Origin of the sequence: Polaromonas sp. (genome assembly GCF_012927455.1) — a bacterium.
In the GTDB taxonomy this organism is placed as follows: Bacteria; Pseudomonadota; Gammaproteobacteria; order Burkholderiales; family Burkholderiaceae_C; genus Polaromonas.
Genome location: NZ_JABBPE010000021.1, coordinates 163,301 through 184,067, shown reverse-complemented (window position 1 = coordinate 184,067; position 20,767 = coordinate 163,301). Strand labels below are relative to the sequence as shown.

21 protein-coding genes and 3 pseudogenes are annotated in these 20,767 nt (G+C 61.4%); 15 read left to right on the top strand and 9 right to left on the bottom strand.

Annotated elements, in window-relative coordinates:
• The first annotated feature begins 365 nt into the window (after positions 1–365).
• The 4 genes and pseudogenes from fdxA to HHJ18_RS20390 all read left to right on the top strand — a co-directional run bounded on the left by fdxA (position 366) and on the right by HHJ18_RS20390 (position 2,924).
• On the top strand, positions 366–689 hold the full coding sequence (gene fdxA, locus HHJ18_RS20405) for a ferredoxin FdxA (RefSeq protein ID WP_296918294.1): 324 nt from the start codon (positions 366–368) through the stop codon (positions 687–689).
• Positions 690–726: 37 nt separating this feature from the next.
• Positions 727–1,827: a metallophosphoesterase gene (locus HHJ18_RS20400; RefSeq protein ID WP_296918292.1), complete on the top strand. Its 1,101-nt coding sequence runs from the start codon at positions 727–729 to the stop codon at positions 1,825–1,827.
• A 280-nt stretch (positions 1,828–2,107) separates the two neighbouring features.
• Positions 2,108–2,686 (top strand): annotated as a pseudogene (locus HHJ18_RS20395) (uracil-DNA glycosylase family protein).
• A 19-nt stretch (positions 2,687–2,705) separates the two neighbouring features.
• Complete coding sequence (locus tag HHJ18_RS20390) at positions 2,706–2,924, top strand: hypothetical protein (RefSeq protein WP_296918304.1); 219 nt, start codon at positions 2,706–2,708, stop codon at positions 2,922–2,924.
• On the opposite strand, the pseudogene HHJ18_RS20385 reads toward HHJ18_RS20390, so the two are convergent.
• Positions 2,896–3,029, bottom strand: a pseudogene (locus HHJ18_RS20385) (DUF488 domain-containing protein); the annotation flags it as partial. The gene HHJ18_RS20390 and the pseudogene HHJ18_RS20385 overlap by 29 nt on opposite strands.
• 229 nt (positions 3,030–3,258) lie before the next feature.
• Here HHJ18_RS20385 and HHJ18_RS20380 point away from each other — a divergent pair.
• The 3 genes from HHJ18_RS20380 to HHJ18_RS20370 all read left to right on the top strand — a co-directional run bounded on the left by HHJ18_RS20380 (position 3,259) and on the right by HHJ18_RS20370 (position 4,804).
• Positions 3,259–3,477 (top strand): hypothetical protein, encoded by a 219-nt coding sequence (locus tag HHJ18_RS20380; protein WP_296918290.1) that lies wholly within the window; start codon positions 3,259–3,261, stop codon positions 3,475–3,477.
• Between the two features lie 231 nt (positions 3,478–3,708).
• Positions 3,709–4,062 carry a hypothetical protein gene (locus HHJ18_RS20375; protein WP_296918289.1) on the top strand — a complete coding sequence of 118 codons (354 nt, stop codon included), beginning with the start codon at positions 3,709–3,711 and terminating at the stop codon, positions 4,060–4,062.
• 175 nt (positions 4,063–4,237) lie between these two features.
• Complete coding sequence (locus HHJ18_RS20370; protein ID WP_296918287.1) at positions 4,238–4,804, top strand: DUF427 domain-containing protein; 567 nt, start codon at positions 4,238–4,240, stop codon at positions 4,802–4,804.
• 424 nt (positions 4,805–5,228) lie between these two features.
• Here HHJ18_RS20370 and glmS read toward each other — a convergent pair whose 3' ends face one another.
• Complete coding sequence (gene glmS, locus HHJ18_RS20365; protein ID WP_296918285.1) at positions 5,229–7,079, bottom strand: glutamine--fructose-6-phosphate transaminase (isomerizing); 1,851 nt, start codon at positions 7,077–7,079, stop codon at positions 5,229–5,231.
• A 136-nt stretch (positions 7,080–7,215) separates the two neighbouring features.
• On the opposite strand from glmS, the gene HHJ18_RS20360 reads away from it, so the two are divergent.
• The 3 genes from HHJ18_RS20360 to HHJ18_RS20350 all read left to right on the top strand — a co-directional run bounded on the left by HHJ18_RS20360 (position 7,216) and on the right by HHJ18_RS20350 (position 9,040).
• Positions 7,216–7,716 (top strand): Lrp/AsnC family transcriptional regulator, encoded by a 501-nt coding sequence (locus tag HHJ18_RS20360; RefSeq protein ID WP_296918283.1) that lies wholly within the window; start codon positions 7,216–7,218, stop codon positions 7,714–7,716.
• Between the two features lie 417 nt (positions 7,717–8,133).
• A complete protein-coding gene (locus HHJ18_RS20355; RefSeq protein ID WP_296918281.1) occupies positions 8,134–8,544 on the top strand; it encodes a hypothetical protein in 411 nt (136 codons plus the stop codon).
• 76 nt (positions 8,545–8,620) lie between these two features.
• Positions 8,621–9,040: a DUF1801 domain-containing protein gene (locus tag HHJ18_RS20350; protein ID WP_296918279.1), complete on the top strand. Its 420-nt coding sequence runs from the start codon at positions 8,621–8,623 to the stop codon at positions 9,038–9,040.
• A gap of 90 nt (positions 9,041–9,130) precedes the next feature.
• On the opposite strand, the gene glmU is transcribed toward HHJ18_RS20350, so the two are convergent.
• The gene (gene glmU / locus HHJ18_RS20345; RefSeq protein WP_296918277.1) at positions 9,131–10,591 is read right to left on the bottom strand and encodes a bifunctional UDP-N-acetylglucosamine diphosphorylase/glucosamine-1-phosphate N-acetyltransferase GlmU; all 1,461 of its coding nucleotides are present in this window, start codon (positions 10,589–10,591) and stop codon (positions 9,131–9,133) included.
• Between glmU and HHJ18_RS20340 the strand changes: the two genes are divergently transcribed.
• Positions 10,590–11,561 (top strand): DUF6279 family lipoprotein, encoded by a 972-nt coding sequence (locus HHJ18_RS20340; RefSeq protein ID WP_296918275.1) that lies wholly within the window; start codon positions 10,590–10,592, stop codon positions 11,559–11,561. The genes glmU and HHJ18_RS20340 overlap by 2 nt on opposite strands.
• Before the next feature lie 159 nt (positions 11,562–11,720).
• Here the strand turns inward: HHJ18_RS20340 and HHJ18_RS20335 are convergent, their stop codons facing one another.
• Positions 11,721–11,981, bottom strand: a complete 261-nt coding sequence (locus tag HHJ18_RS20335) for a hypothetical protein (RefSeq protein WP_296918273.1) — start codon at positions 11,979–11,981, stop codon at positions 11,721–11,723.
• Between the two features lie 285 nt (positions 11,982–12,266).
• Between HHJ18_RS20335 and HHJ18_RS20330 the strand changes: the two genes are divergently transcribed.
• On the top strand, positions 12,267–12,515 hold the full coding sequence (locus HHJ18_RS20330; protein ID WP_296918271.1) for a BLUF domain-containing protein: 249 nt from the start codon (positions 12,267–12,269) through the stop codon (positions 12,513–12,515).
• Positions 12,516–12,599: 84 nt separating this feature from the next.
• On the opposite strand, the gene HHJ18_RS20325 is transcribed toward HHJ18_RS20330, so the two are convergent.
• Positions 12,600–13,658 (bottom strand): MBL fold metallo-hydrolase, encoded by a 1,059-nt coding sequence (locus HHJ18_RS20325; protein ID WP_296918269.1) that lies wholly within the window; start codon positions 13,656–13,658, stop codon positions 12,600–12,602.
• 128 nt (positions 13,659–13,786) lie between these two features.
• Positions 13,787–14,338: a gluconokinase gene (locus tag HHJ18_RS20320; protein WP_366558871.1), complete on the bottom strand. Its 552-nt coding sequence runs from the start codon at positions 14,336–14,338 to the stop codon at positions 13,787–13,789.
• On the opposite strand from HHJ18_RS20320, the pseudogene HHJ18_RS21035 reads away from it, so the two are divergent.
• Positions 14,276–14,668: pseudogene (locus HHJ18_RS21035) on the top strand (TfoX/Sxy family protein); the annotation flags it as partial. The gene HHJ18_RS20320 and the pseudogene HHJ18_RS21035 sit on opposite strands and share 63 nt — an antisense overlap.
• A 17-nt stretch (positions 14,669–14,685) precedes the next feature.
• Here the strand turns inward: HHJ18_RS21035 and HHJ18_RS20310 are convergent.
• Positions 14,686–15,324: a DUF2917 domain-containing protein gene (locus tag HHJ18_RS20310; RefSeq protein ID WP_296918267.1), complete on the bottom strand. Its 639-nt coding sequence runs from the start codon at positions 15,322–15,324 to the stop codon at positions 14,686–14,688.
• Between the two features lie 128 nt (positions 15,325–15,452).
• Here HHJ18_RS20310 and HHJ18_RS20305 point away from each other — a divergent pair, with 128 nt between their 5' ends.
• On the top strand, positions 15,453–16,424 hold the full coding sequence (locus HHJ18_RS20305) for a LysR substrate-binding domain-containing protein (protein ID WP_296918265.1): 972 nt from the start codon (positions 15,453–15,455) through the stop codon (positions 16,422–16,424).
• A 96-nt stretch (positions 16,425–16,520) separates the two neighbouring features.
• Here HHJ18_RS20305 and ppk2 read toward each other — a convergent pair whose 3' ends face one another.
• Together ppk2 and HHJ18_RS20295 are read right to left on the bottom strand one after the other, a co-directional pair.
• Entirely contained in the window at positions 16,521–17,714 is a 1,194-nt protein-coding gene (gene ppk2, locus HHJ18_RS20300; protein ID WP_296918264.1) for a polyphosphate kinase 2, read from the bottom strand.
• A gap of 209 nt (positions 17,715–17,923) precedes the next feature.
• A complete protein-coding gene (locus tag HHJ18_RS20295) occupies positions 17,924–18,562 on the bottom strand; it encodes a 5-formyltetrahydrofolate cyclo-ligase (protein WP_296918262.1) in 639 nt (212 codons plus the stop codon).
• Positions 18,563–18,571: 9 nt separating this feature from the next.
• Here HHJ18_RS20295 and HHJ18_RS20290 point away from each other — a divergent pair, with 9 nt between their 5' ends.
• Positions 18,572–20,650 (top strand): lytic transglycosylase domain-containing protein, encoded by a 2,079-nt coding sequence (locus HHJ18_RS20290; protein ID WP_296918260.1) that lies wholly within the window; start codon positions 18,572–18,574, stop codon positions 20,648–20,650.
• The last annotated feature ends 117 nt before the right edge of the window (positions 20,651–20,767 follow it).

The window sequence follows — 20,767 nt, the reverse complement described above, 5'->3', positions numbered from 1 at the left end:
CTCAACGCTGGGCTATGTCAGCCCAATGACGTTTGAACAACGCTGGATCGCGGCACAGCAGCAAGACAGAAAGTCCGCATAGGTAGCAGCCTATGGAGTATGGAATTCAGGGGCATGGTCATCCTGCTTGACCATGGCTGGGACGATACCGTGTTTGAACTCAGTGCTGGCTGAGCACTATAGCAATCCTGCGTCTGCCAAAAGCGTGTCAGCGCCACATCTACATGGAAATCTACGCAAAAACGCATCATGACACGCACTGACCAAACTCCCGCCATGTCGCAAGAGCAGGTTCGGCGACGAGTCCTCTTGACCAACAACCGTTGCTCAGCTGGAGCATGCTGCTTGAACAAAGGAGGTAAATCATGACGTTCGTAGTGACCGAGTCGTGCATCAAGTGCAAATATACCGACTGTGTCGATGTATGCCCAGTGGATGCCTTTCGCGAGGGTCCCAACTTCCTCGCAATTGATCCAGACGAATGCATTGACTGCGCGGTCTGTGTGCCAGAGTGCCCGGTCAACGCAATTTTTGCCGAAGAAGATGTACCCACCGACCAGCAGGACTTCATCGCATTGAATGCGGAACTTGCCCCGAAGTGGAAAGTCATCACCCGAACCAAGGCGGCGCTTCCCGACGCTGACGAATGGGCCAGCGTGACGGACAAACGGGCAGAGCTCAAGCGTTGATGCAGGCACAAGAATCTGGCTGGCGGATTTTCCCCCTATGAAACTCAATATTCTGTCTGACCTGCATCTGAGCTGCGGTAAATTGGAGGTACCCCGCAATGATGCCGATGTCGTCATTCTGGCAGGCGATGTCGCCCGGCCGAAGGATGCCGCTTCTTGGGCCTTGGGGTTCGCCAAACCAGTGCTTTACGTTCCCGGGAACCACGAGTTCTACGGCGCCGGCATTGTGGGGGCCGCAAAAGAGCTCAAACAACTGTGCGCCGGCACGAATATTCATGTGCTCAACAATGACCAAGTCATTATCGAAGGGGTGCGTTTTCTGGGGACCACACTGTGGACCGATTTCATGCTTTGGACTGACGGCGAGCAACGTGCGCGGGCAATGCAGGAAGCGCAATGTTTCATGCGTGATTTCAGCAAAATCCATGTGGACGAGCCCATGTCAAGACTGTTCACACCCGACGACGCCTGCGCCTTGTGTCGCGCTAACGTCCAGTGGCTTGAAAGCCGGCTGGTCGAGCCCCATGCGGGGCCGACGGTCGTCATCACGCACCACGCACCCTCGCGCCAGAGCATTCATCCGCGGTTTGACGGCTCACTGCTCAATGGCTGCTTTGTGTCCGATCTGCAGCATCTGGCGGATGGTCAGCGCGCGCAGTTGTGGGTGCACGGTCATACCCATGACAGTTTTGACTACATGCTCAACGGCACGCGGGTGGTGTGCAATCCGCGTGGCTATTCAAGGGAAGGGGTGAACGAAAACCCCTTGTTCGACAGCAATTTCGTGGTCCAAATCGGACCTTTAACCCAAGGCGCACAGAAGGAGTATGGTATGCACACATGGTTCTCCAAGCAGCTCGGGGATGGGGTTTTGGCTTTCGCCCAGAAGGATCAGATCCAGGACTTGTTTCCGACACTGTTTGTGGCTGCGGGCCGACCTGCGGACATGGCCGTTTTTACGCGGCATGAACTGGAAGGACGCCTGCAATGCGAGGTGGTCGCCTATTTCTCGCCCCCAACTGCGACCCTGGCCCGGCAACTGACCGCGCAAGCGTGTGAAAAGCCTTGCCGCGCCGAGCTTGACTTGCTGGCCGGTGAGACGGGTTGCTGGTCAGTTTTGTTTCCTAAAGGCAAATAACCATGAGTAATATGCGTTCCCATTGGGATCCGAAGTCTGCAGCGGCTGCGTATCTTCAAGTACCTCGCCGATGTTCTGCTCCTTGGCCGCAGGCACGTCAATGGCGTCCAGCGCCGTTAGGCAGGCTGCCACATTGGGCTCGGCAGCAATCCAAGTGCGCGCTACAGGAAGTATTTCTGCACGCGAGACGCGGTGCCTGCAATCCCATCACTCATCGGTTTTTGTGAAATCACACTCGAACGAGATCGGCAAGGCTTCGCCTGTCAAGGTCTATCGAACGATCGAGGGCCTGTTGACCGCCGTGCGCGGATGCCGCGCCTGCGACTCGCATCTACCACTCGGACCTCGCCCGGTGTTGCAGGCGAGCGCGACGGCGCGCATTCTCATCGTCGGTCAGGCTCCGGGCGCGAAGGTGCACGCGAGCGGCGTGCCGTGGGACGACCGCAGCGGGGAGCGTCTTCGCGACTGAATGGGAATCGATTCCGGGACCTTCTATGACAAGACGCGAATCGCGATTTTGCCGATGGGTTACTGCTACCCGGGGCGCGCTGCGAGCTGCGACTTGCCGCCACGGCGCGAATGCGCCGAGCTTTGGCTAGACCGCCTGCTCGCAAAGTTGCCGCACATCGAGCTTACATTGCTCGTCGGCCAGTACGCGCAATCCCATTTTCTGCGTGGCAAGGGTCATGCATCGGTGACCTCGACGACTCGCAACTGGCGTGCACACGCGCCCGGTGTTATCCCGCTTCCACATCCTTCGCCGCGAAACGTCGCCTGGTTCATGGCCAATCCCTGGTTCGACGATGAACTCCTGCCCGTGTTGCGGCACAGCGTCCTTAAGCTCGTCTTCGCCAGTTGAGGCGCCGGGGCCTCGAAAGATGGCTCGGACCCCGGTATCGCTGCGCCTTGCCCCTTCGCCCGGCGCGACGCTGAGCGCTGATGAAAGCGGCTGCGAGGTGCTGACGGTCGGCCACTCGACCCGGCCGATCGAGGTGTTCATCGAACTGCTCGCCGGCCACGGCGTCACGCAGCAAGCAAAGCATGTGTATAGCCGATGTTTGCAGCGGTTAGAGAACTCGGCAGCGCAGCTTCATTAAACTGCGGATTATGGCGCGAGCGCGGCACCGTGCGAACGTCGCTCAGCCATCGAGGGATGCGAGTTCAACCCCCGCGGCGCTGACGGTATATCGCGGTGACCGAATCGTCTGGCGCGACAAGGATGTAGTCCCACTGCGCGGCTTCACACGGAGTTTTCGACTCTCGCATCTTCGCCTCGGTGGACACACTGTCGTACGGCACTTTCCATCCGACCATGCGCGGAACGCTGACGGTAAAATAACATGGCACGCCCACTCCATCGGCAAGAAATCTGGTAGCTGCCGAGAGGTTACCTTGGGCGCGAGGGCGGATTTACTGACAAGGAGAAGTATCATGCCCGAAACGAACAAAGCAGCGTTCGAGACGATCCCTGTGGGTACGAAAGTGACTTGGCACTATCGTAGCGCCATCGGCCACGGCACGGTGAAGGGTGTCCACGAGAAAGGCACCAACGCCGATAACACCATGTACTCAATTGCGCAGCACGATCATCACCCGGGCGAGCCGGCGATCGTTGTCCATTCCGGTAAGGCGTTGACGCGAAGCGAGTAGTTGCACGAGCTCGGCGCTAGTCAGCGGTGGAGTTTCGGGCAGTATCTCCGTCGACGCCGGGTGTTCGCGACCACCTTCTCCCGTGCCACCCTTATTGTCTATCTCGAAATTGCCCTCTCTCGGAGGCGGTCGCGTTCCGACAAATCCGATGGTCTCTATTTGGCATAGCTACCCTGTGGTGCAGTGCTCGCGGTGAGCTGCCCTAACTCCCCGCTCGGGACTTGTCAAACAATGCAACTCGCTATTCGCTTGGCCGAATTGCTTGCATCTGATTTCAGCAACCGTGGGAGTGAACCACCTTGGCAACCGCCCGTAGCAGTAGCCATAAGGCTTGTTTTAAACCACGCTCAGCGTCATGCCGTCGGGCTGAAATTTGACCAGCGCCGAGGTGCCCACAATGACGACATACCCGAGCTTGGCGTGTCCATGCCGGTGTCGTGGGATAACCTTGCGAAACTAAAAGGCGGCGACCAGATCGTCGCAACCGCCCATGACCACTTGTCCTTGGAGACAATCGACCTTTGGGCCGACTACTGGAAGAAAAAAGCAGTCGCTGTCGGCAGCGACGAATACGCTTGGATTTAAGCCTGCAAAAACGGGCACCTACCGCGGGCCCAGTTGCATCCATTACCAATGGCGGGCGCTTCCACAAAGCTGACCATCGCCAATACCCGCTTCCGCTGCATAACGAAAGACCGTTTCAGACTGTGAGCGGACCTGCAACATGCGGTCGGAAGGCAATGGCGTAAGCTCTGGTGATATGAATTCAGAGACACCGGCCCTACCGCCCTCGCTTCAGGCAGCTCGTGAGCAATGGAGCTGGCGAGGGCAAGCACGGCCTCCTTTTGCCGCTGAGCCGCGGTCGGGCCAGATCTCGGTCTGGGACTTCCCGCGCCCGCCGCGCGTGGCTCCCGAGTCGCGCGAGGTGCGCATCGTCTGGGGAGGCGTGCCGGTGGCGTGCAGCACGCGCACTCTATGCGTGCTTGAGACGGCGCATCCGCCGACGTACTACATCCCTTGGGATGACGTTGCACGCGATCTGCTTTGTCCGGCGCCAGGAAGCTCGTTCTGCGAATGGAAAGGTCCCGCCCGCTACTGGAGCTTGGTCCACGGCACCCGCAAGCTGCCTTCGCACGCATGGAGCTATCCGCAGCCAATGGCGGGCGCCGAATCGCTTGCAGGCTGTGTGGCCTTTTATGCCCGTGGCCTAACCTGTAGCGTCGGTAGCCTGCCGGCCACGCCGCAACCCGGCGGCTTCTACGGCGGCTGGGTCACGCCCGAACTGTGCGGCCCTTTCAAAGGCGAGCCAGGCAGCGAAGGCTGGTAAGCCGGGGGACTTAACTCAGGTGGGTTCGCCTCATGACGCCAAGGTCGCAGCGTTCAGAGACGACCGATCTTGGCCGACTCAAGCCTGTTGTGGAGCTGGAGTCCACGACCGCTCCCGCTGCACTGCAGCCTGTCGCCCAGCCCAGCCCAGCCGATTTGAACGCGTGTTTACGACCTTAAAAGTCTGTCTCAAAAATCTAACGCCCTGCAAATCCGCATGGATGATAGGCCTCTGTTTACGACTTTATTAACCTGTTTATGGCTCTAATTACTCAGAATAGCTGGAGCCGTTTTTAAAATTAAACTGCAAAAACGCCGGCCCCAACTTCGGTACTGTTTCTCAAACTTTATTGCCAAGTCTCATACTTTATTGCGCTGTCCCAGACTTTATTGGCAATGAACAAAAAGGCCGCCTGCCGCGCGCCCTACTCCACCGTCACACTCTTGGCCAAATTGCGCGGCTTGTCCACGTCGGTCCCCTTGGCCAACGCCGTGTGATAGGCCAGCAGCTGCAGTGGCACCACATGCAGCAATGGGCTCAGCGCGCCGTAGTGCTCGGGCATGCGGATGACGTGCACGCCTTCGCTGCTGTCGATGTGGCTGTCAGCATCGGCCAGGACGTACAGCACGCCACCGCGCGCGCGCACTTCCTGCATATTGCTTTTGAGCTTTTCCAGCAGGCTGTCGTTGGGCGCCACAGTCACCACCGGCATGGCGCTGGTGACTAACGCCAGCGGGCCGTGCTTGAGTTCACCGGCCGGATAGGCCTCGGCGTGGATATAGCTGATTTCCTTGAGCTTGAGGGCGCCTTCGAGCGCGATCGGGTAGTGCAAACCGCGCCCCAGAAACAGCGCGTTTTCCATTTTTGCAAAGTCTTCGGACCAGCTGATGACTTGCGGCTCGAGCGCCAGCACGGCCTGCAGCGCGGCGGGCAGATGGCGCATGGCCTTGAGGTGACCGGCTTCTTCTTCTTCGCTGAGCCGCCCTTTGGACTGGGCCAGTGCCAGCGTCAGCAAGAACAGACCGGCCAGCTGGGCGGTGAAGGCCTTGGTTGAGGCGACGCCGATCTCGACGCCGGCACGCGTGATGTAGGCGAGCTTGCATTCGCGCACCATGGCCGAGGTGGCGACGTTGCAGATTGTCAGGGTGTGGTCCATGCCCAGCGATTGCGCGTGACGCAGCGCTGCCAGCGTGTCGGCGGTTTCGCCGCTTTGCGTGATGGTGACGACCAGCGTCCTGGCGTTGGGCACCGAGGTGCGGTAGCGATATTCGCTGGCCACTTCCACCTGGGTCGGTATTTTGGCGATCGATTCCAACCAGTATTTGGCGGTGCAACCGCTGTAGTAGCTGGTGCCGCAGGCCAGAATCAGCACCGAATCAATGTCTTTGAAGACGCGGTGCGCCTGATCGCCAAACAGCTCGGGCACGATGCCTGCCACGCCTTCCAGCGTGTCGGCAATGGCACGCGGCTGCTCGAAGATTTCCTTTTGCATGTAGTGGCGGTAGGGGCCCAGCTCGGCCGCGCCGCTGTGGGCGTGCACGGTTTTTACCGCGCGCTTGACCCGTTTGTGATGGCGGTCAAACACCCAGTATTTGCCCAGTTGCAGATCGATCAGGTCGCCCTCTTCCAGGTAGACGATCTGATCCGTCACGCCGGCCAGGGCCATCGCGTCGCTGGCCAGAAAGTTTTCGCTGTGATCTGCGCCCACGCCCAGAATCAGCGGTGAGCCGGCACGCGCGCCGACCACGCGGTGCGGCTCGTCCTTGCAGAACGCGGCAATGGCGTAGGCGCCGCGCAATTGGGCGACGGCCGCCTTGAGCGCGTCAAACAAATCGCCGTCATACAGGCTGTCCACCAGGTGCACGATCACCTCGGTATCGGTCTGGCTCTCAAACACATAGCCCTTGGCCTGCAGGCGCGCGCGAAGTTCGTCATGGTTCTCGATGATGCCGTTGTGCACCAGCGCCACTTTGCCGGGCCGACCCGCACTGCCCGCGCCAGGGCCGTGGCTGAAGTGCGGGTGCGCGTTGTGGATGGCCGGCGCGCCGTGGGTGGCCCAGCGGGTGTGGGCAATGCCGGTGCCGCCTTCAAGTTTGTCAGCGCTGACTTGCATTTGCAGCTCAGCCACGCGCGAGGTGCTGCGCGCGCGCTTCAGGCCATCGGCATAGACCGCCACGCCGCACGAGTCATAACCCCGGTACTCGAGCCGCTGCAGGCCCTGCACCAGGATGGGAACAATATTTCTGGTCGAAACCGCTGCAACAATGCCGCACATGGCGCACTCCTTAAAAAATCATTGGCCACCATGCTACGTTTTCGTAATTTGTTTGTATGATTAATTTTTATCTGTTTATGTAATTTAATTTCAAACATTTACAGTTATTGAACATTATTCCAATAACAATTGATAAATGGAACAAATCACCAAGCCCGGCCCAGATCTTGACGCCACAGACCTCAAGCTGCTAGCAGCCCTCCAAGACGACGCCTCGCTCAGCAACCAGACCCTGGCCGAGCGCGTTCATGTGTCGCCGCCCACCTGTTTACGGCGCGTCAAGCGGCTGCGCGACGCCGGGCTGATCGAGCGTGAGGTCGCGCTGCTCAGCCCCGACAAGCTCGCCGCCGCGCTCGGCCTCGGCCTGACCGCGCTGGTCGAAATCACGCTGGATCGGCAGGGCGCCGAGCAGCTGGAGGCGTTTGAGGCGCGCGTGGTGCTTGATGACGCGGTGCAGCAGTGCTACCGCGTGTCGCCGGGGCCGGACTTCATCTTGCTGGTGCATGTGGCCGACATGCCGCGCTACCTGGCGCTGGCGCAGCGGCTGTTTACCAGCGATGCGAACGTGCGCAACGTGAAGGCTTTTTTCAGCGTCAAACGCGTCAAATTCCAGTCAAAAGTGCTTCTAGCCCAATAGGGAAGGGCGCGAGTAGCTATGTAATTAATAGCAGCTTGCGACTCGGACTGGCGGCTCGAATAACCGCCTGACGGCAGCTGCCGGTCCCCTACACGGTTTTTGTTTTTGGGGTCATATTGGCGACTGGTCCGATGAACTCGAGCGCGAGCAGCTATTGAATTCATAGTGCATAGAACGTACGCGTCGCTAGGCATGAATTCCCTACCTTTAGCCTTCAGGGTACAGTACCCATCGTTCACCAAAACCAGAAAAGAAACACGGGAGAATGTCACACCACGCTGGCGAAAGATTGCCGAGTTTGTCGCTGTTTTTATTTGCGCAAGCTAGTGAGGCTCCGCAGAGGATAGGACGTGTTATCGGTGATCTTGCCAAGAGACATAGCAGCAGTGTGCGTGTATTGGTCACGTTAAGAGTTATATGAACATTCGACCGCTTGCCATGTTTGCGATACATCTGCTTTTGCTAGCTGGAACCGCCCTCGCTGCAGACGGAAAGCGAGTGCAGTACGTCACGTACGAGGAACTTGTGAAAGCCCCGGCCGTAGCGAAGGGCGACTCTGAACTTCGTGCATATTTTCTCGGCATTGCGACAGCAATCCGCTACGGCTATTTCTGTCCCTACACCGACGAAGAAGTTCTTAAAGACCCGGGCAAGATGATTGATGCGTTAGTGGAGTTCGCAGCTACGCCATGGGGCGATCTCTATCTGTCGCTCAACGAGGGTATTGGCGGCTTGCCGGGAAAGATGTATGCCGGTACTGCACTGTTTCAGCTTTTCACTGAGCATCAGCACTGTTTGCCTCACGACACCCCACGTAAGCAACGCTAGGAGCGTTCCCGCGCCGTGACACCTAACCTCCACTGTCATTCAAATGAAATATATCCGGGACCGCCAGGATGAGCCCATGAAAAATTCTGGCGCGAGCCAAGGCCAGTCGGCATCGGAGCTCATATCGAAAAGAATCGCCGAACTCGGGGACTGGCGCGGGGAAACTCTCAGCAGAATGCGCAAGCTCATGCAGGATGCAGACCCGGACGTCGTCGAGGAGTGGAAGTGGATGGGCACTCCGGTTTGGTCGCACGACGGCATCATCTGCACTGGCGAATCCTACAAGGATAAAGTGAAGCTTACGTTTGCCAAGGGCGCGTCTTTGAAGGATCCGGCCCGCCTCTTCAACTCAAGTCTCGACGGAAACGTGCGCCGTGCGATCGACATCCGCGAAGGAGAAGAGGTTGACGAGTCCGCCTTTAAGGCGCTCGTTCACGAAGCGGTCGCTCTCAACAGTTCTGGCAAGTCGAAACCTGCGAAGAAAGCGAAGTCCTGAGGGATGCAGTCCCTGAAACCATTCACTATCAAATAGATAGCTGCTTACGCCCGTACTAATTGGGCTACAGGCCAAAACAGCAAACATTAATCACACCTTGGCTTTCTTCACCGGCCGCGTCCAGCCCTCCAAACTAACCTGCTTGCCGCGTGCCAGACTCAGCGCCCCCGCCGGCGTATTCTTGCTAATGGTCGAGCCAGCGCCCACCGTGCCGCCCGCACCTATCGTCACCGGCGCCACCAGCACGCAGTTGCTGCCGATGTGCACGTCCGCTTCGATCACCGTGCGGTGCTTGTTGGCGCCGTCGTAGTTGGCGGTAATGCTGCCGGCGCCGTAGTTGACGCGCTCGCCCACCGTGGCGTCGCCCAGGTAGGCCAAGTGGTTGGCCTTGGCGCCTTTGGCCAGGGTGGAGTTTTTGACTTCGACAAAGTTGCCGATGTGCACTTCGGCGCCCAGCGAGGCACCCGGGCGCAGGCGGGAAAACGGGCCAACCAGCGCGCCTTCGCCGATCTGCACACCCAGCGCTTCGCCTTCAATGTGGGTAAACGGCAGGATCACCGCGCCAGCGGCGATGCTGGCGTTGGCAATCACGCAGTTGGCACCGATTCGCACCCGGTCGCCCAGGCTGACGCGCCCTTCAAACAGGCAGTTCACGTCAATTTCGACATCCTGTCCACACAGCAGCGCGCCGCGCACATCGAGCCGCGCCGGATCGGCCAGCCGCACGCCCTGCTCCATCAGCGCTGTGGCTTGGCGCCGCTGGTAAACGCGTTCCAGCTCGGCCAGCTGCACTGGGCTGTTGACGCCCGCCACCTGTGCGGCATCGGTGATCTGGTGCGCCACCACGGCCACGCCGTCGGCCACGGCAAACTTGACTATGTCGGTCAGGTAGTACTCGCCTTGCGCGTTTTTATCGTCCAGCCGGGCCAGCCAGCCGCGCAGCAAGCGCGTTGGCACGGCCATGATGCCGCTGTAAATTTCATGGATTTCGCGCTGGGCGTCGCTGGCGTCCTTGTGCTCGATGATGGCGCGCACTTGGGCAGAAGCCGCCGCGCCGGCGCGCATAGGTTCAGAGCCGAAACCTTGCGCGCGCACGATGCGCCCATAGCCGGTGGGGTCAGCCAGCTCAAGCGTCAGCAGCGCCAACCGCTGGCCGCCGCACAGCGCCAGCAGCGCCTGCAGGGTGGCCGGCTGGGTCAGCGGCACGTCACCCGACAGCACCAGCGTGACGCCGTCGTCAGGCAGCAAGGGCAGCGCCTGCTGCACCGCGTGGCCAGTGCCAAGTTGCGGCTCCTGGAGCGCGAATTTCAACCCAATAGTTTGGTCCAATGTGCCTGCAGCCCCCGTCCTGCGGGCGCAGGCTGCTTCGACTTCCATAGCACCATGGCCGATGATGACAACCGCCTGGCGGGCCGACAAGCGCGCCGCGCAGTTAATCACATGCGCCAGCAAGGCACGACCGCCCAATCGGTGCAACACTTTGGGCAAAGCGCTTTTCATCCGCGTGCCTTTGCCCGCGGCCATGATGACGACATCGATTGGAGTTTCCATGAGATTTCCTGTGAATTTTTGGATGAAGCGGCGCGTCAGTCCGGCAGCGTGGGCCGGGCTGGGAAGCCGGTTCAGGGCTGATTTCAGCCGCTGCACAAGGATTATCGGCGTGCTGCGCGTGCTGGCGCTGGTCGGCCTGGTGCAGGCTTGCAGCACGCTGAAAATTGTCTACAACCAGGCGCCCGAGCTGGCCTACTGGTACCTCGATGGTCATCTGGACCTCAGCGGCGCGCAAAGCCTGCGACTTAAGGACGAACTGGCCAGGCTGCAGGCATGGCACAGGCAAAGCGAGTTGCCGATTTACATTGCCACGCTGCAACAACTGCAGCAGCAGCTCCCGCAAGATCTGGGTGCAGACGCGGTTTGCGCCATTTCGACCGATGTACGCAGCAAGCTGATGACGCTGTCCGGGCGTGCAGAACCGGCCGCTGCCGCGCTGGCAGACACACTGGGCGCCGCCCAGCTGGCGCACCTGGAACGCAGCTTTGCCAAGGACAACGCGCGCTACCGCGAGGAGGTTCTGGACGCCACGCCAAGGGAAAGGCGCGACAGGCGTTACAAGCGCACGGTCAGTCGGGCCCAGATGCTCTATGGCAGGCTGGATGACGCGCAGCTTGCCGTCATAGGCCAGCGCATTGAGCAGTCGCGCTTTGATGCAGAACGCGCGCACCTTGAGACGCTGCGCCGCCAAAACGATGCGCTGACCACCCTGCGCGAACTGGCTTCAGATCAGGCTTCGGGGCAGCCTTCAACAGACCGCTCCCAGACCGCCATCCGGGGTTTGTTTGAACGCACCTGGAACGCGACCGACCCGGCTGAGCGCAGTTACCAGGTGCAGATCACGCAGGACAACTGCGAGACTTTGGCGGCTATACACAACAGCACCACGCCAGCGCAGCGCAGCGAGGCAGTGCAGACGCTGCGCCGCTATGAGCGTGACTTCACGACCTTGCTGAGCGCCAAAAAGTGAGGGGCCGATAAGCCTTGGACGCGCGTCACGAGGTGCAGAGTGAAAAAGAATGCCCTTATTTCGTTTCCAGTTCATTCGTGAACCCGATGGCTTCGTGACGACAGTACGAACGTACGTTTAGCGAAGCCGGCAAAGAGCACGGTTGGTCTGAAAATGGAATTATTTGCCGGGCGCTTTTGAATGCGCCAAGCCTTCCTGCTCCGCCTTTTTGAGCTGCTCGGCTTCCTCTGGCGAAGTGGGCTGGGCTGCTTCGCCATCCGCTTTCACATCGGCTGTCTCCAGGTAAGCCTTCATGCTTTCCCCGTACTCCCGGCTTCCCTCATAACTGCCCTCACCGATCTGCCGGGTGGGCTGCGATTTTTTCGCGTCGCCATGCTGCTGGGGCTGGTCTGCGTCCTTGGTGGGTTTGCTGGAGTCCATGGCTGATGACCTTCCAAAATAAGAGTTAGCGTAAAAGTTAACGATTTTGAGAGCTTAAAAGCCGACCCGCAGCGCTGCTGTCAGCTACTTTGGCCGCTTGTTGTCAGCAACTGCCTACACACCCCAGGCATTTCTAAGCACGTTGAGATGAATCGCGGGCGACGCTACAGCAGCGGCAGCTTCTCAGGCAACCTGTCGTAGTACTCGGCAATGCGCTCCAGCGCCCTTGGATTGAGCAGGCGCAGCCGAACATTTGTCAGCTCGTGCAAACCCAGGGCGTCGGCAATGGGCTGCTGGGAGGGTAGACAGAGGGATGTTCTGGCCAAGCTAAAGCGCATTGAGCGGGACCCGCGCCACGGCAAGGTCGAAGTCTTGCACGACGGACCGCTGGTCGAGCGCCGCTTCAGTCGCTTCAGCACGGGCTACTCCCAGCTCGTCGATGACGACACGCTGGGGCGTATTGAAACGCTTTATGGGCAGACGGCCATGGACGCCTTCCTGGGTTTAATTGAAACCGCCGACCTGGGTGCCTGACAGCGGCGACGGGTCGAGCGCTTCAGTCCTGAAGTGCGTCCCACCCGAGCAATTCAATCCTGAAGTGCGTTTCACCCGAGCGCTTCAGCCCTGAAGTGCGTTCCACATCTCTTTGTCACGCTCCGCCGTCCAGATACGCGGGTTCTTGATGCCACTGGCCTCGTCAAAGGCGCGGCTCACGTCAAAAGGCAGACAGTGTTCGTAAATGAACACCTGACCAAACAGCGGGTCCATGGTCTTGCGGGTATGCGCCATCGCCGCTTTCAGGTCCATGCCGGCGGCGGCTGCTTGCTTGCCGGCCTGGTACAGCGTTTCGACCCAGCGTTTGGTGTAGTCCAGCGCCTTGTTGACATTGGCCGCGCCCTTCATGGCCTCGCCGCGGCCCGGCACGATGGCCTCGGCGTTCAGAGCCCGCAAGGCTTCGAGCGTGGCCGGCCATTCTTCGAGCTGGGCGTCCCCGGTGTACACGCCGGCCTGGTACTCGACCAGGTCGCCTGAGAACAGCACTTTTTCTTCTGCTACCCAGGCAATCGTGTCGCCGCGCGTGTGGCCCGGACCGGGATGCCAGATCTGCACCTTGACGCCGCCCAGGTCCAGCAGCAGTTTGCCCGGCACTTCGCCCCTGACGCGGCCATCCGCGTCAGTTACCAAGCTAGCGGGATCTCCACCCGCTATCACCAGCGTCGGCCAAGTCAGGCCGGGCACGCTCTCAAAGTTGCGAAAAAGACGCGGAAAGCGCTCCATCTCGCTTTGCATGTCTTGCGCGCCGCGCTCCACGATGAGCTCGTAAGTGCCCTGGCTTGCTATGACTTCTGTAGCGCCTTCGGCAAGGTAGGCGCTGGCCCCCAGCACGCGCACCGCATGGTAGTGAGTCAGAAGCACGTACTTGATGGGCTTGTCGCTGATGGCGCGGATGCGCGCGATCAGATCCTGCGCCATGGCCGGCGTGGCCGTGGCGTCGCTTACCAGAATGAACTTGTCGCCAATCACAACGCCGGAATTGGGGTCGCCCTCTGCGGTGTAGGCCCAGCAGTGCGCGCTGAGCTGCTCAAAGGTGATGGTCTTGTCGCTCAGGTCGGACTGCGAGGCGAAGGCCTTGGGGCTAACTGGGCTGGCTGGGCTGGCTGGGCTGGCTGGGATCATGGGGGTTTCCTGGTGGTGGCGCCCCGGAAAATTCACGGCGCGGGCGCAGGCTGGGTCGATGTTTACCTTGCATCTTACTGAAACGCAGACCCTTGCGCAGGTTTAAACCGGCGCCCCGGCCGGCCGGCTTACAGCTCGCCAGCCTTCAGCCACGCCACCGCGCTCAGCGCCAACTGCTGCAGCGGCGCCTCACCATCCAGAACCAGGACACCGGCTTCGCCCGACGGGTCTTGCAGCGCCGCAAACTGGCTGGCCACCAGGCTGGGCGGGTAAAAATGGCCGGCACGCTGGTCCACCCGCCGCAGCGCTTCGGCCTGGCTGATCGCCAGGTGCACAAAGCGCAGGCGCTGCGCGGCCAACCGCAGACGGTCGCGGTAAGCTTTTTTCAGCGCTGAGCAAGTCAGCACCACGCCGCCCGGATGGCGCGCCAGCTCCGCGGCCAGCGTGCGCAGCCAGCCGGCCCGGTCCTCGTCCGTCAGGGCCATGCCTTGCTGCATTTTGCGGATGTTGACTGGCGAATGAAAGTCATCGCCCTCGACCAGCGGCAACGCCAGCTGCTGCGCGACCAGGCGGCCAACCGCCGATTTGCCGCAGCCGGCCACGCCCATCACCACCACATGAACGGCAGCATGGGCTGCGGCGGGCAGAGCGGCGGCGTGACCATCGAAAACCTGGGGCATGAACCAATTATCACGGCCTGTACGCCCGCATTGCGCTATCGTTACCCGATGGCCACCCCCCGAGACGATTTCGCCCTTTATTGCTGTGAGCTGTTAGCCGGCGTGGGACCGTGCACGGCCAGGCGAATGTTTGGCGGCTATGGCATCAGCCAGGCGGGCTTGACGCTGGCGTTGGTGGCTGACCTGGGCGGCGGCGAAAAGCTCTGGCTGAAAGCTGACGCCGAGACCCGCGCCCGGTTTGAGGCGGCGGGCTGCGAGCGCTTCAGCTATCAAGTAACCAGAAATGGCCAGCGCGCGCTACACAGCCTGAACTACTACAGCGCGCCCGAGGAGGCGATGGAGTCTGCTCAATGGATGCTGCAATGGGCTCGTGTATCGCTAGCTTGCGCATTAAAAGCACGCTCAGCCCAATCACCACGGGCGCGAGCAGCTACAAAAATGGTAGCAAATCCGGTCAGGGCCGCGGCCCCGGCCGCCACCACGCCACCGGCCAAACCGCGCGCCAGTCGCCCCAGCGCGCCTAGCGCCAAGCGCAGCGCCAAGCGCAAATCCGCCAAGGGCTGAAGCACACCGGCGCGCCACCCGGCGGACCCGACAAGCGCCACGGGGTGGCTGGAAGCAGCCGGTTCCCAGCTGTAGTAGGCCAATGTTGCATGGCCCAGCCCGTAGGCTTCCATCACCACGGCCTCTCCGCACGCCAGTTGCAGGCTTTCGCCGCGGCTGAGGAAATGGTCGCCGGTGCGAGCGCCAGCGGCCTTTTCAGTGAGGTTGAACGTCAGCCAAACGCGGCCGCGCGTGATGCGCAGCACGCCGGCCTGGCGCGCGTGCAGGGTCAGCGCGCGGCCCGCCTCCAGCTTGCAATAGCCCGACAGGGCAGGAGCCGGCAGCTTGCTGGCAGCGTGGCCAGCATTAGCTTCGGGCGCAGCATCGTCGCCTGACTGATGCTCAATTTGAGGCAAATCCTGATAAGCCATAGGGTGGTCCATGAGGTTCTCCAAAAAAGACCAGATGTCGTTAATGAGAAACAAATGATCGCGCTGCAAGGCTTTGCGGTCCAATGAAATCGCGCTACGCTATTGATTCTATAAACGCATCAATCATTAAGCTTCCCGTCATGCAGCAGTCACAAATCCATCTACGTTCCCGGCGGATCTCCGCCGGCCAGCTGCGCGCTTTCGAAGCGGTGGCGCGCCACCTCAATTTCCGCGCCGCCTCCGAGGAACTCGCGCTGACGCAGTCGGCGGTGAGCCGGCAGATCCAAGGCCTGGAAGAAGAGGTCGGCGTCAGCCTGTTTCTGCGCCATACCCGGGCCGTGGAACTCACCGGCGCTGGCGCGCAACTGCTGCGCGTGGTCCTGCCCTCGCTGGAGCGCATCGACAGCGCGGTGCGGCAGATTCGCCAGAGCGCCGGCCGCAAAAGCGTGGCCATCAGCACCTGGGCCTCGTTTGCCTCGATGTGGCTGATCCCCCGGCTCGAAGCCTTCCAGCGTGGGCACCCGGACATCGACATCCGCATTGACGCCACCGATATCCCGGTGGACCTGGACACCGCCGACGTCGACCTGGCGCTGCGTTACAGCGTGCCCGCTAACGTGCCTAAACACGCGCAGCGCCTGTTTGGCGAGAAGCTCACGCCGGTGATCAGCCCCTGGCTGCTCAAAAGCGGCCCACCCCTGCAGAAGCCGCAGGACCTGGCCCAGTTTGCGCTGGTGGAAGCCGGTGATGCGCACCATAGCCAGTACATGGAGTGGCTGAGCTGGCCGCGCTGGTTTGACGCGCAGCGCATTGCGCGTTTCGAGCCCAAGCGCTGGCTCTACTTCAATTACGCCCACCAGATCGCCCAGGCTGCCCTCACCGGCCAGGGCGTGGCATTGTCACGCACGCCGCTGATTGCCGAAAGCCTGGCTTCAGGTGATTTGGTGGAACCCTTTCCGCAGCTGCGTATGGCCTCCCCTTTGGCGTGTTGGCTGATTGTGGGCCCGCGCAATGCCGCACGGCCCGAAGTGCTGGCGTTTTGTAACTGGCTGAAAGACCAGGCGGCGCAGACCCGCAAGGCAATTGGCGAGGTGACGGACCCCCAGCAATAGTCTGGCCAGACTTCGCGCAGGCTGCGTTAACCCGCGTAATTCCCGCGTGATTTCCGCGTTAGCCCGCGCAGGCTTCAATGCCCTGGAACGCCCGGTTCAGAGAATCGCAACCGGCTCTTCGCCGCGCTCATAGACCACATTGGCGCGGCCCACGATCATCAGGTCGAGCTTGCCGATATGCACCGCATCCTTGTTGGCATAGGGCAATTTGTGCAGCACATAGCGCATGGCGTTCAGGCGCGCGCGCTTTTTGCAGTCGCTCTTGATGACGGTCCAGGGCGAATCGGCGGTGTCGGTCTCAAAGAACATCGCTTCCTTGGAGCGCGTGTAGTCTTCCCATTTGTCGAGTGAGGCCAGGTCGATCGGGCTGAGCTTCCACTGCTTGAGCGGATGGCCCTCGCGCTCCTTGAAGCGGCGGCGCTGCTCCTTGCGGCTGACGCTGAACCAGAACTTGACCACATGCACGCCGCTGCGCACCAGATGGCGCTCGAACTCGGGCGCCTGGCGCATGAATTCGGTGTATTCTGCATCGCTGCAAAAGCCCATCACGCGCTCGACGCCGGAACGGTTGTACCAGGAACGGTCAAACATCACAATCTCGCCGCGCGTCGGCAGGTGCTGCACATAGCGCTGGAAGTACCACTGCCCGCGCTCGGTCTCGGAAGGTTTTTCAAGCGCCACGACGCGGGCGCCGCGCGGGTTCAGGTGTTCCATAAAGCGCTTGATGGCGCCGCCCTTGCCGGCCGCGTCGCGCCCTTCAAACAGAATCACGACACGCTGGCCGGTTTCCTTGACCCAGGCTTGCAGCTTGAGCAATTCGACCTGCAGCCGAAACTTCTCTTTTTCGTAGCTGCCGCGCCGCATCAGGTTGCGGTAGGGATAACCGCCGTCGCGCCAGTCAAGGGCCAATTCCTCGTCAGGGTTTTGGCCTTCTTCGTCCTGCTCGATCTGGCCGCCGGTCAGCGCTGCGCGCAGCACGCGACGGTCATCCGACGAAGCGCCTTCGAGCAAGGCGCGCAAGGCCTGCGCCCGGGCGATGGGTTCACTGGTGATCTCGTCATCACCCAGCAGCGAGAGCGCGGCTGTCAACTGCTCCGCTTGCGCCGCCTGCGTGGCTTCTTTCGTCACGAAACGCTCCAGCGCGCGCGGACGGGTGGACGGCGCTCTGTCGCCACGCACTGCGGCGCGCACGCCTGCAGGCGGGGCGGGCGGGGCGGCTACGCGGCGGGACCTTGTCTTGCGGCTTGCCGGAAGCACCGGCGGGGATTTCTTGCTGCTGGCATCTGGCATGGTTGAGATCTCTTTGGGATTAAATTGCCCGCAGGCTTGAAAATTTCAAATTTTAGACCTCGAAACCTGCCGTACTTTTGGCGCCCACGCGGCAAGCGCGGGGAACAGGTTTTAGGCCAGCAGGGGCCGCGGAACCGGCTTTGCCGGGCCGCAGGCGCAGCGGCCCCCTGGGGGGGCAGGGAGTTACACGAAGTGAACGACCGTGGGGGCTACAAAGGCCAGGCCACGCCCTTGTCATTGAGCAACACGTCCAGCGCCACATCGTGCGGTTCGGGCTCAAGCTCAGGCAGCCAGCCGTGACTGTAGCCCAGCCCCACCGTCACCGGCCGCGGTTGCAAAGTTGCCAGCGTGCGGTCGTAAAAGCCGCCACCATAGCCCAGCCGGAAGCCGCCCGGCCCGTAACCCAGGCAGGGCACGAACAGCAGCGTCGGCACGATGACTTCCGTGTCCTTGGGCTTGGGAATGCCGTAGGCGTCTTCTTCCATCGGGCAACCGGGGTACCAGGCGTGAAAGACCAGGGTCTTGTGCAACTTGTTGACGACTGGCAGGCCAATCTTGCGCGGCGACCGGCTTGCTATGCTTTCAGTAGCTAACTGCGCCCGTCCCTCCTGGGCTAGCGGCATATTTTCCTGAAATTCCGGGCTCAGCACGGCGTCTTCCTGCCAACGGTACAGAGCGGGCAACGGATCAAATTCGCCCTTGATCGGCCAGTAGGCGCCTATCACCTCGTGCTTTGATCCGACCAGCCAGATGCGCAGCACGCGCTGCAGCAGATCTGCCCGCTGCAATCGGTCGGGCAGGTTGAGGCGGGCTTCGATCAGTGCTTTGCGCGTACTTAATTTGTCCATAATGTCTCGATGCTATACAAATTTCTTTTCAGCACGGCACTTATCTCCCTGCTGGTGGCGCCTGCAGCGTCGCAAAACACCTTTTCGGCCCGCAATGGCGCGGGCGACAGCCTGATTCTGGAGATGAACAAGGCCTTCAAACGCGGCGACAAGGACCGGCTGGCGCAACTGCTGCCGCAGGCCAGGGGCCACGCGCTGGAAGCCTGGGCCGGCTACTGGGAACTGAAGGCGCGGCTGAGCGAGGCCAGCGCGCAGGAGGTACAGGATTTTTTGACGCGTTACGCCGGCAGCTACCAGGAAGACCGGCTGCGCAACGACTGGCTGCTGCTGCTGGGACAGCGCCGCGACTGGGCCGCCTTTGCCGCCGAATACCCGCACTACCGCATGCGCGACGACCGCGAAGTGCGCTGCTACGCGCTGCTGGTCGAACACCTGAAAAATCCGGCGCAGGATGCCCGCCTGTCGGACGAGGTGCGCAAGAACTGGCAGGCGCAGCGCGAGGCCGACGACGGCTGCACGACGGCGGCTGAGCGGCTGGTGGGCGCGCAACAGCTGACGGCGCACGATGTCTGGCAAAAAGCCCGGCTGGCGATGGAAGCCAACCGGCCGGGCGCCGCGCGCGACGCGGTGCAGATCATCGCGCCGGAAGCCGCAGCCCTGGTGACCGAACTGAACAACAGCGCCATCAAATTCCTGTCGACCAAATACCTGGCGGTGCGCAAGGTGCGCAAGGAAATCATCACGCTGGCATTGATCAAGATGGCTACCAGCGACGTTGAAGGCGCGGCCTCGCAGCTGGAGGGTAAATGGGCGCTGCAACTCACGGCTGAAGAGCGCAACTGGATCTGGGGCGTGATCGGGCGGCAGGCGGCGACACGCCTGGGCACGCTACCGGCCAGCGATGCACTGGGCTACTTTGCCAAAGTCAGCAAGGACAGCGACCTGAGCGACGACATGCTGGCCTGGAAGGCACGGGTCGCCCTGCGTGCGGGCAGCCAGCCCAACTGGCGAATAGTGCTGTCGGCCATCAATGCCATGAGCGACGAGGCGCGCAAGGAGCCGGCCTGGAGCTACTGGAAAGCGCGCGCCCTGCTGGCCACGGCACCGCCCGATATTCCCACCGCCGTGGCCACCGCTCAGGGACCGCAGCAAACCGTCAGCATCGCGCCGCAGCGCGCCGAAGCGCTGGCACTGCTGCAATCCATCGCCTCGGTGCGCGGCTTTTACGAACAGCTGGCGCTGGAAGAACTGGGCCAGAAAATCACGGTACCGGCCAAACCGGCGCCGCTGAGCGCCGAAGAAAAGGAGGCGGCGCGCCAGAACCCGGGCCTGAACCGTGGCGTCTACGCCATTGCCATGGGCTTGCGCAGCGAAGGCGTGCGCGAATGGAACTACAGCACCAACCTGGCCGCGCGCAGCGGCATGGGTGAGCGCGAGCTGCTGGCCGCCGCCCAGTTTGCCTGCGACCGGCAGATCTGGGACCGCTGCATCAACACCAGCGAGCGCACCAAAACCGAGATTGATTTCGAGCAGCGCTTTCCCATGCCTTTTCGTGACAGCGTGACCAAACGAGCGCGCAGCATCGATTTGGACCCGGCCTATGTGTATGGCCTGATCCGCCAGGAAAGCCGTTTCATCATGGACGCGCGCTCCGGCGTAGGCGCGTCGGGGCTGATGCAGGTGATGCCGGCCACGGCGCGCTGGACCGCACGAAAAATCGGCCTGGAAGGCTTTAGCCAGGACCAATTGAACGACCGCGACACCAACATCACGATTGGCACGGCCTACCTCAAGCTGGCCCTGGACGACCTGAACGGCTCGCTGGCGCTGGCCGCAGCCGCCTACAACGCCGGGCCGGGCCGGCCGCGCAGCTGGCGTGGTCAGCCCGGCAGCCCCATGCTGGACGCCGCCATCTGGGCCGAGAACGTGCCTTTCAGCGAGACGCGCGACTACGTGAAAAAAGTGCTGTCCAACACCACCAACTACGCCGCCATCTTGTCGGGCCAGCCGCAGTCGCTGAAAGCGCGGCTGGGCATGGTCGGGCCGCGCGATGCTTCACTGCCCGAGGTGGTCAAGGATTTACCTTAAGACCCGCCGGGGGCTATGAGCAGCCCCATAAATCAATGAAATAAGGCTATAGCCCATTAGGTACGGGAGTTAGCAGCTATTTTATTCATAGCAGTCTCAATGCCTTGGCGCCCCGGC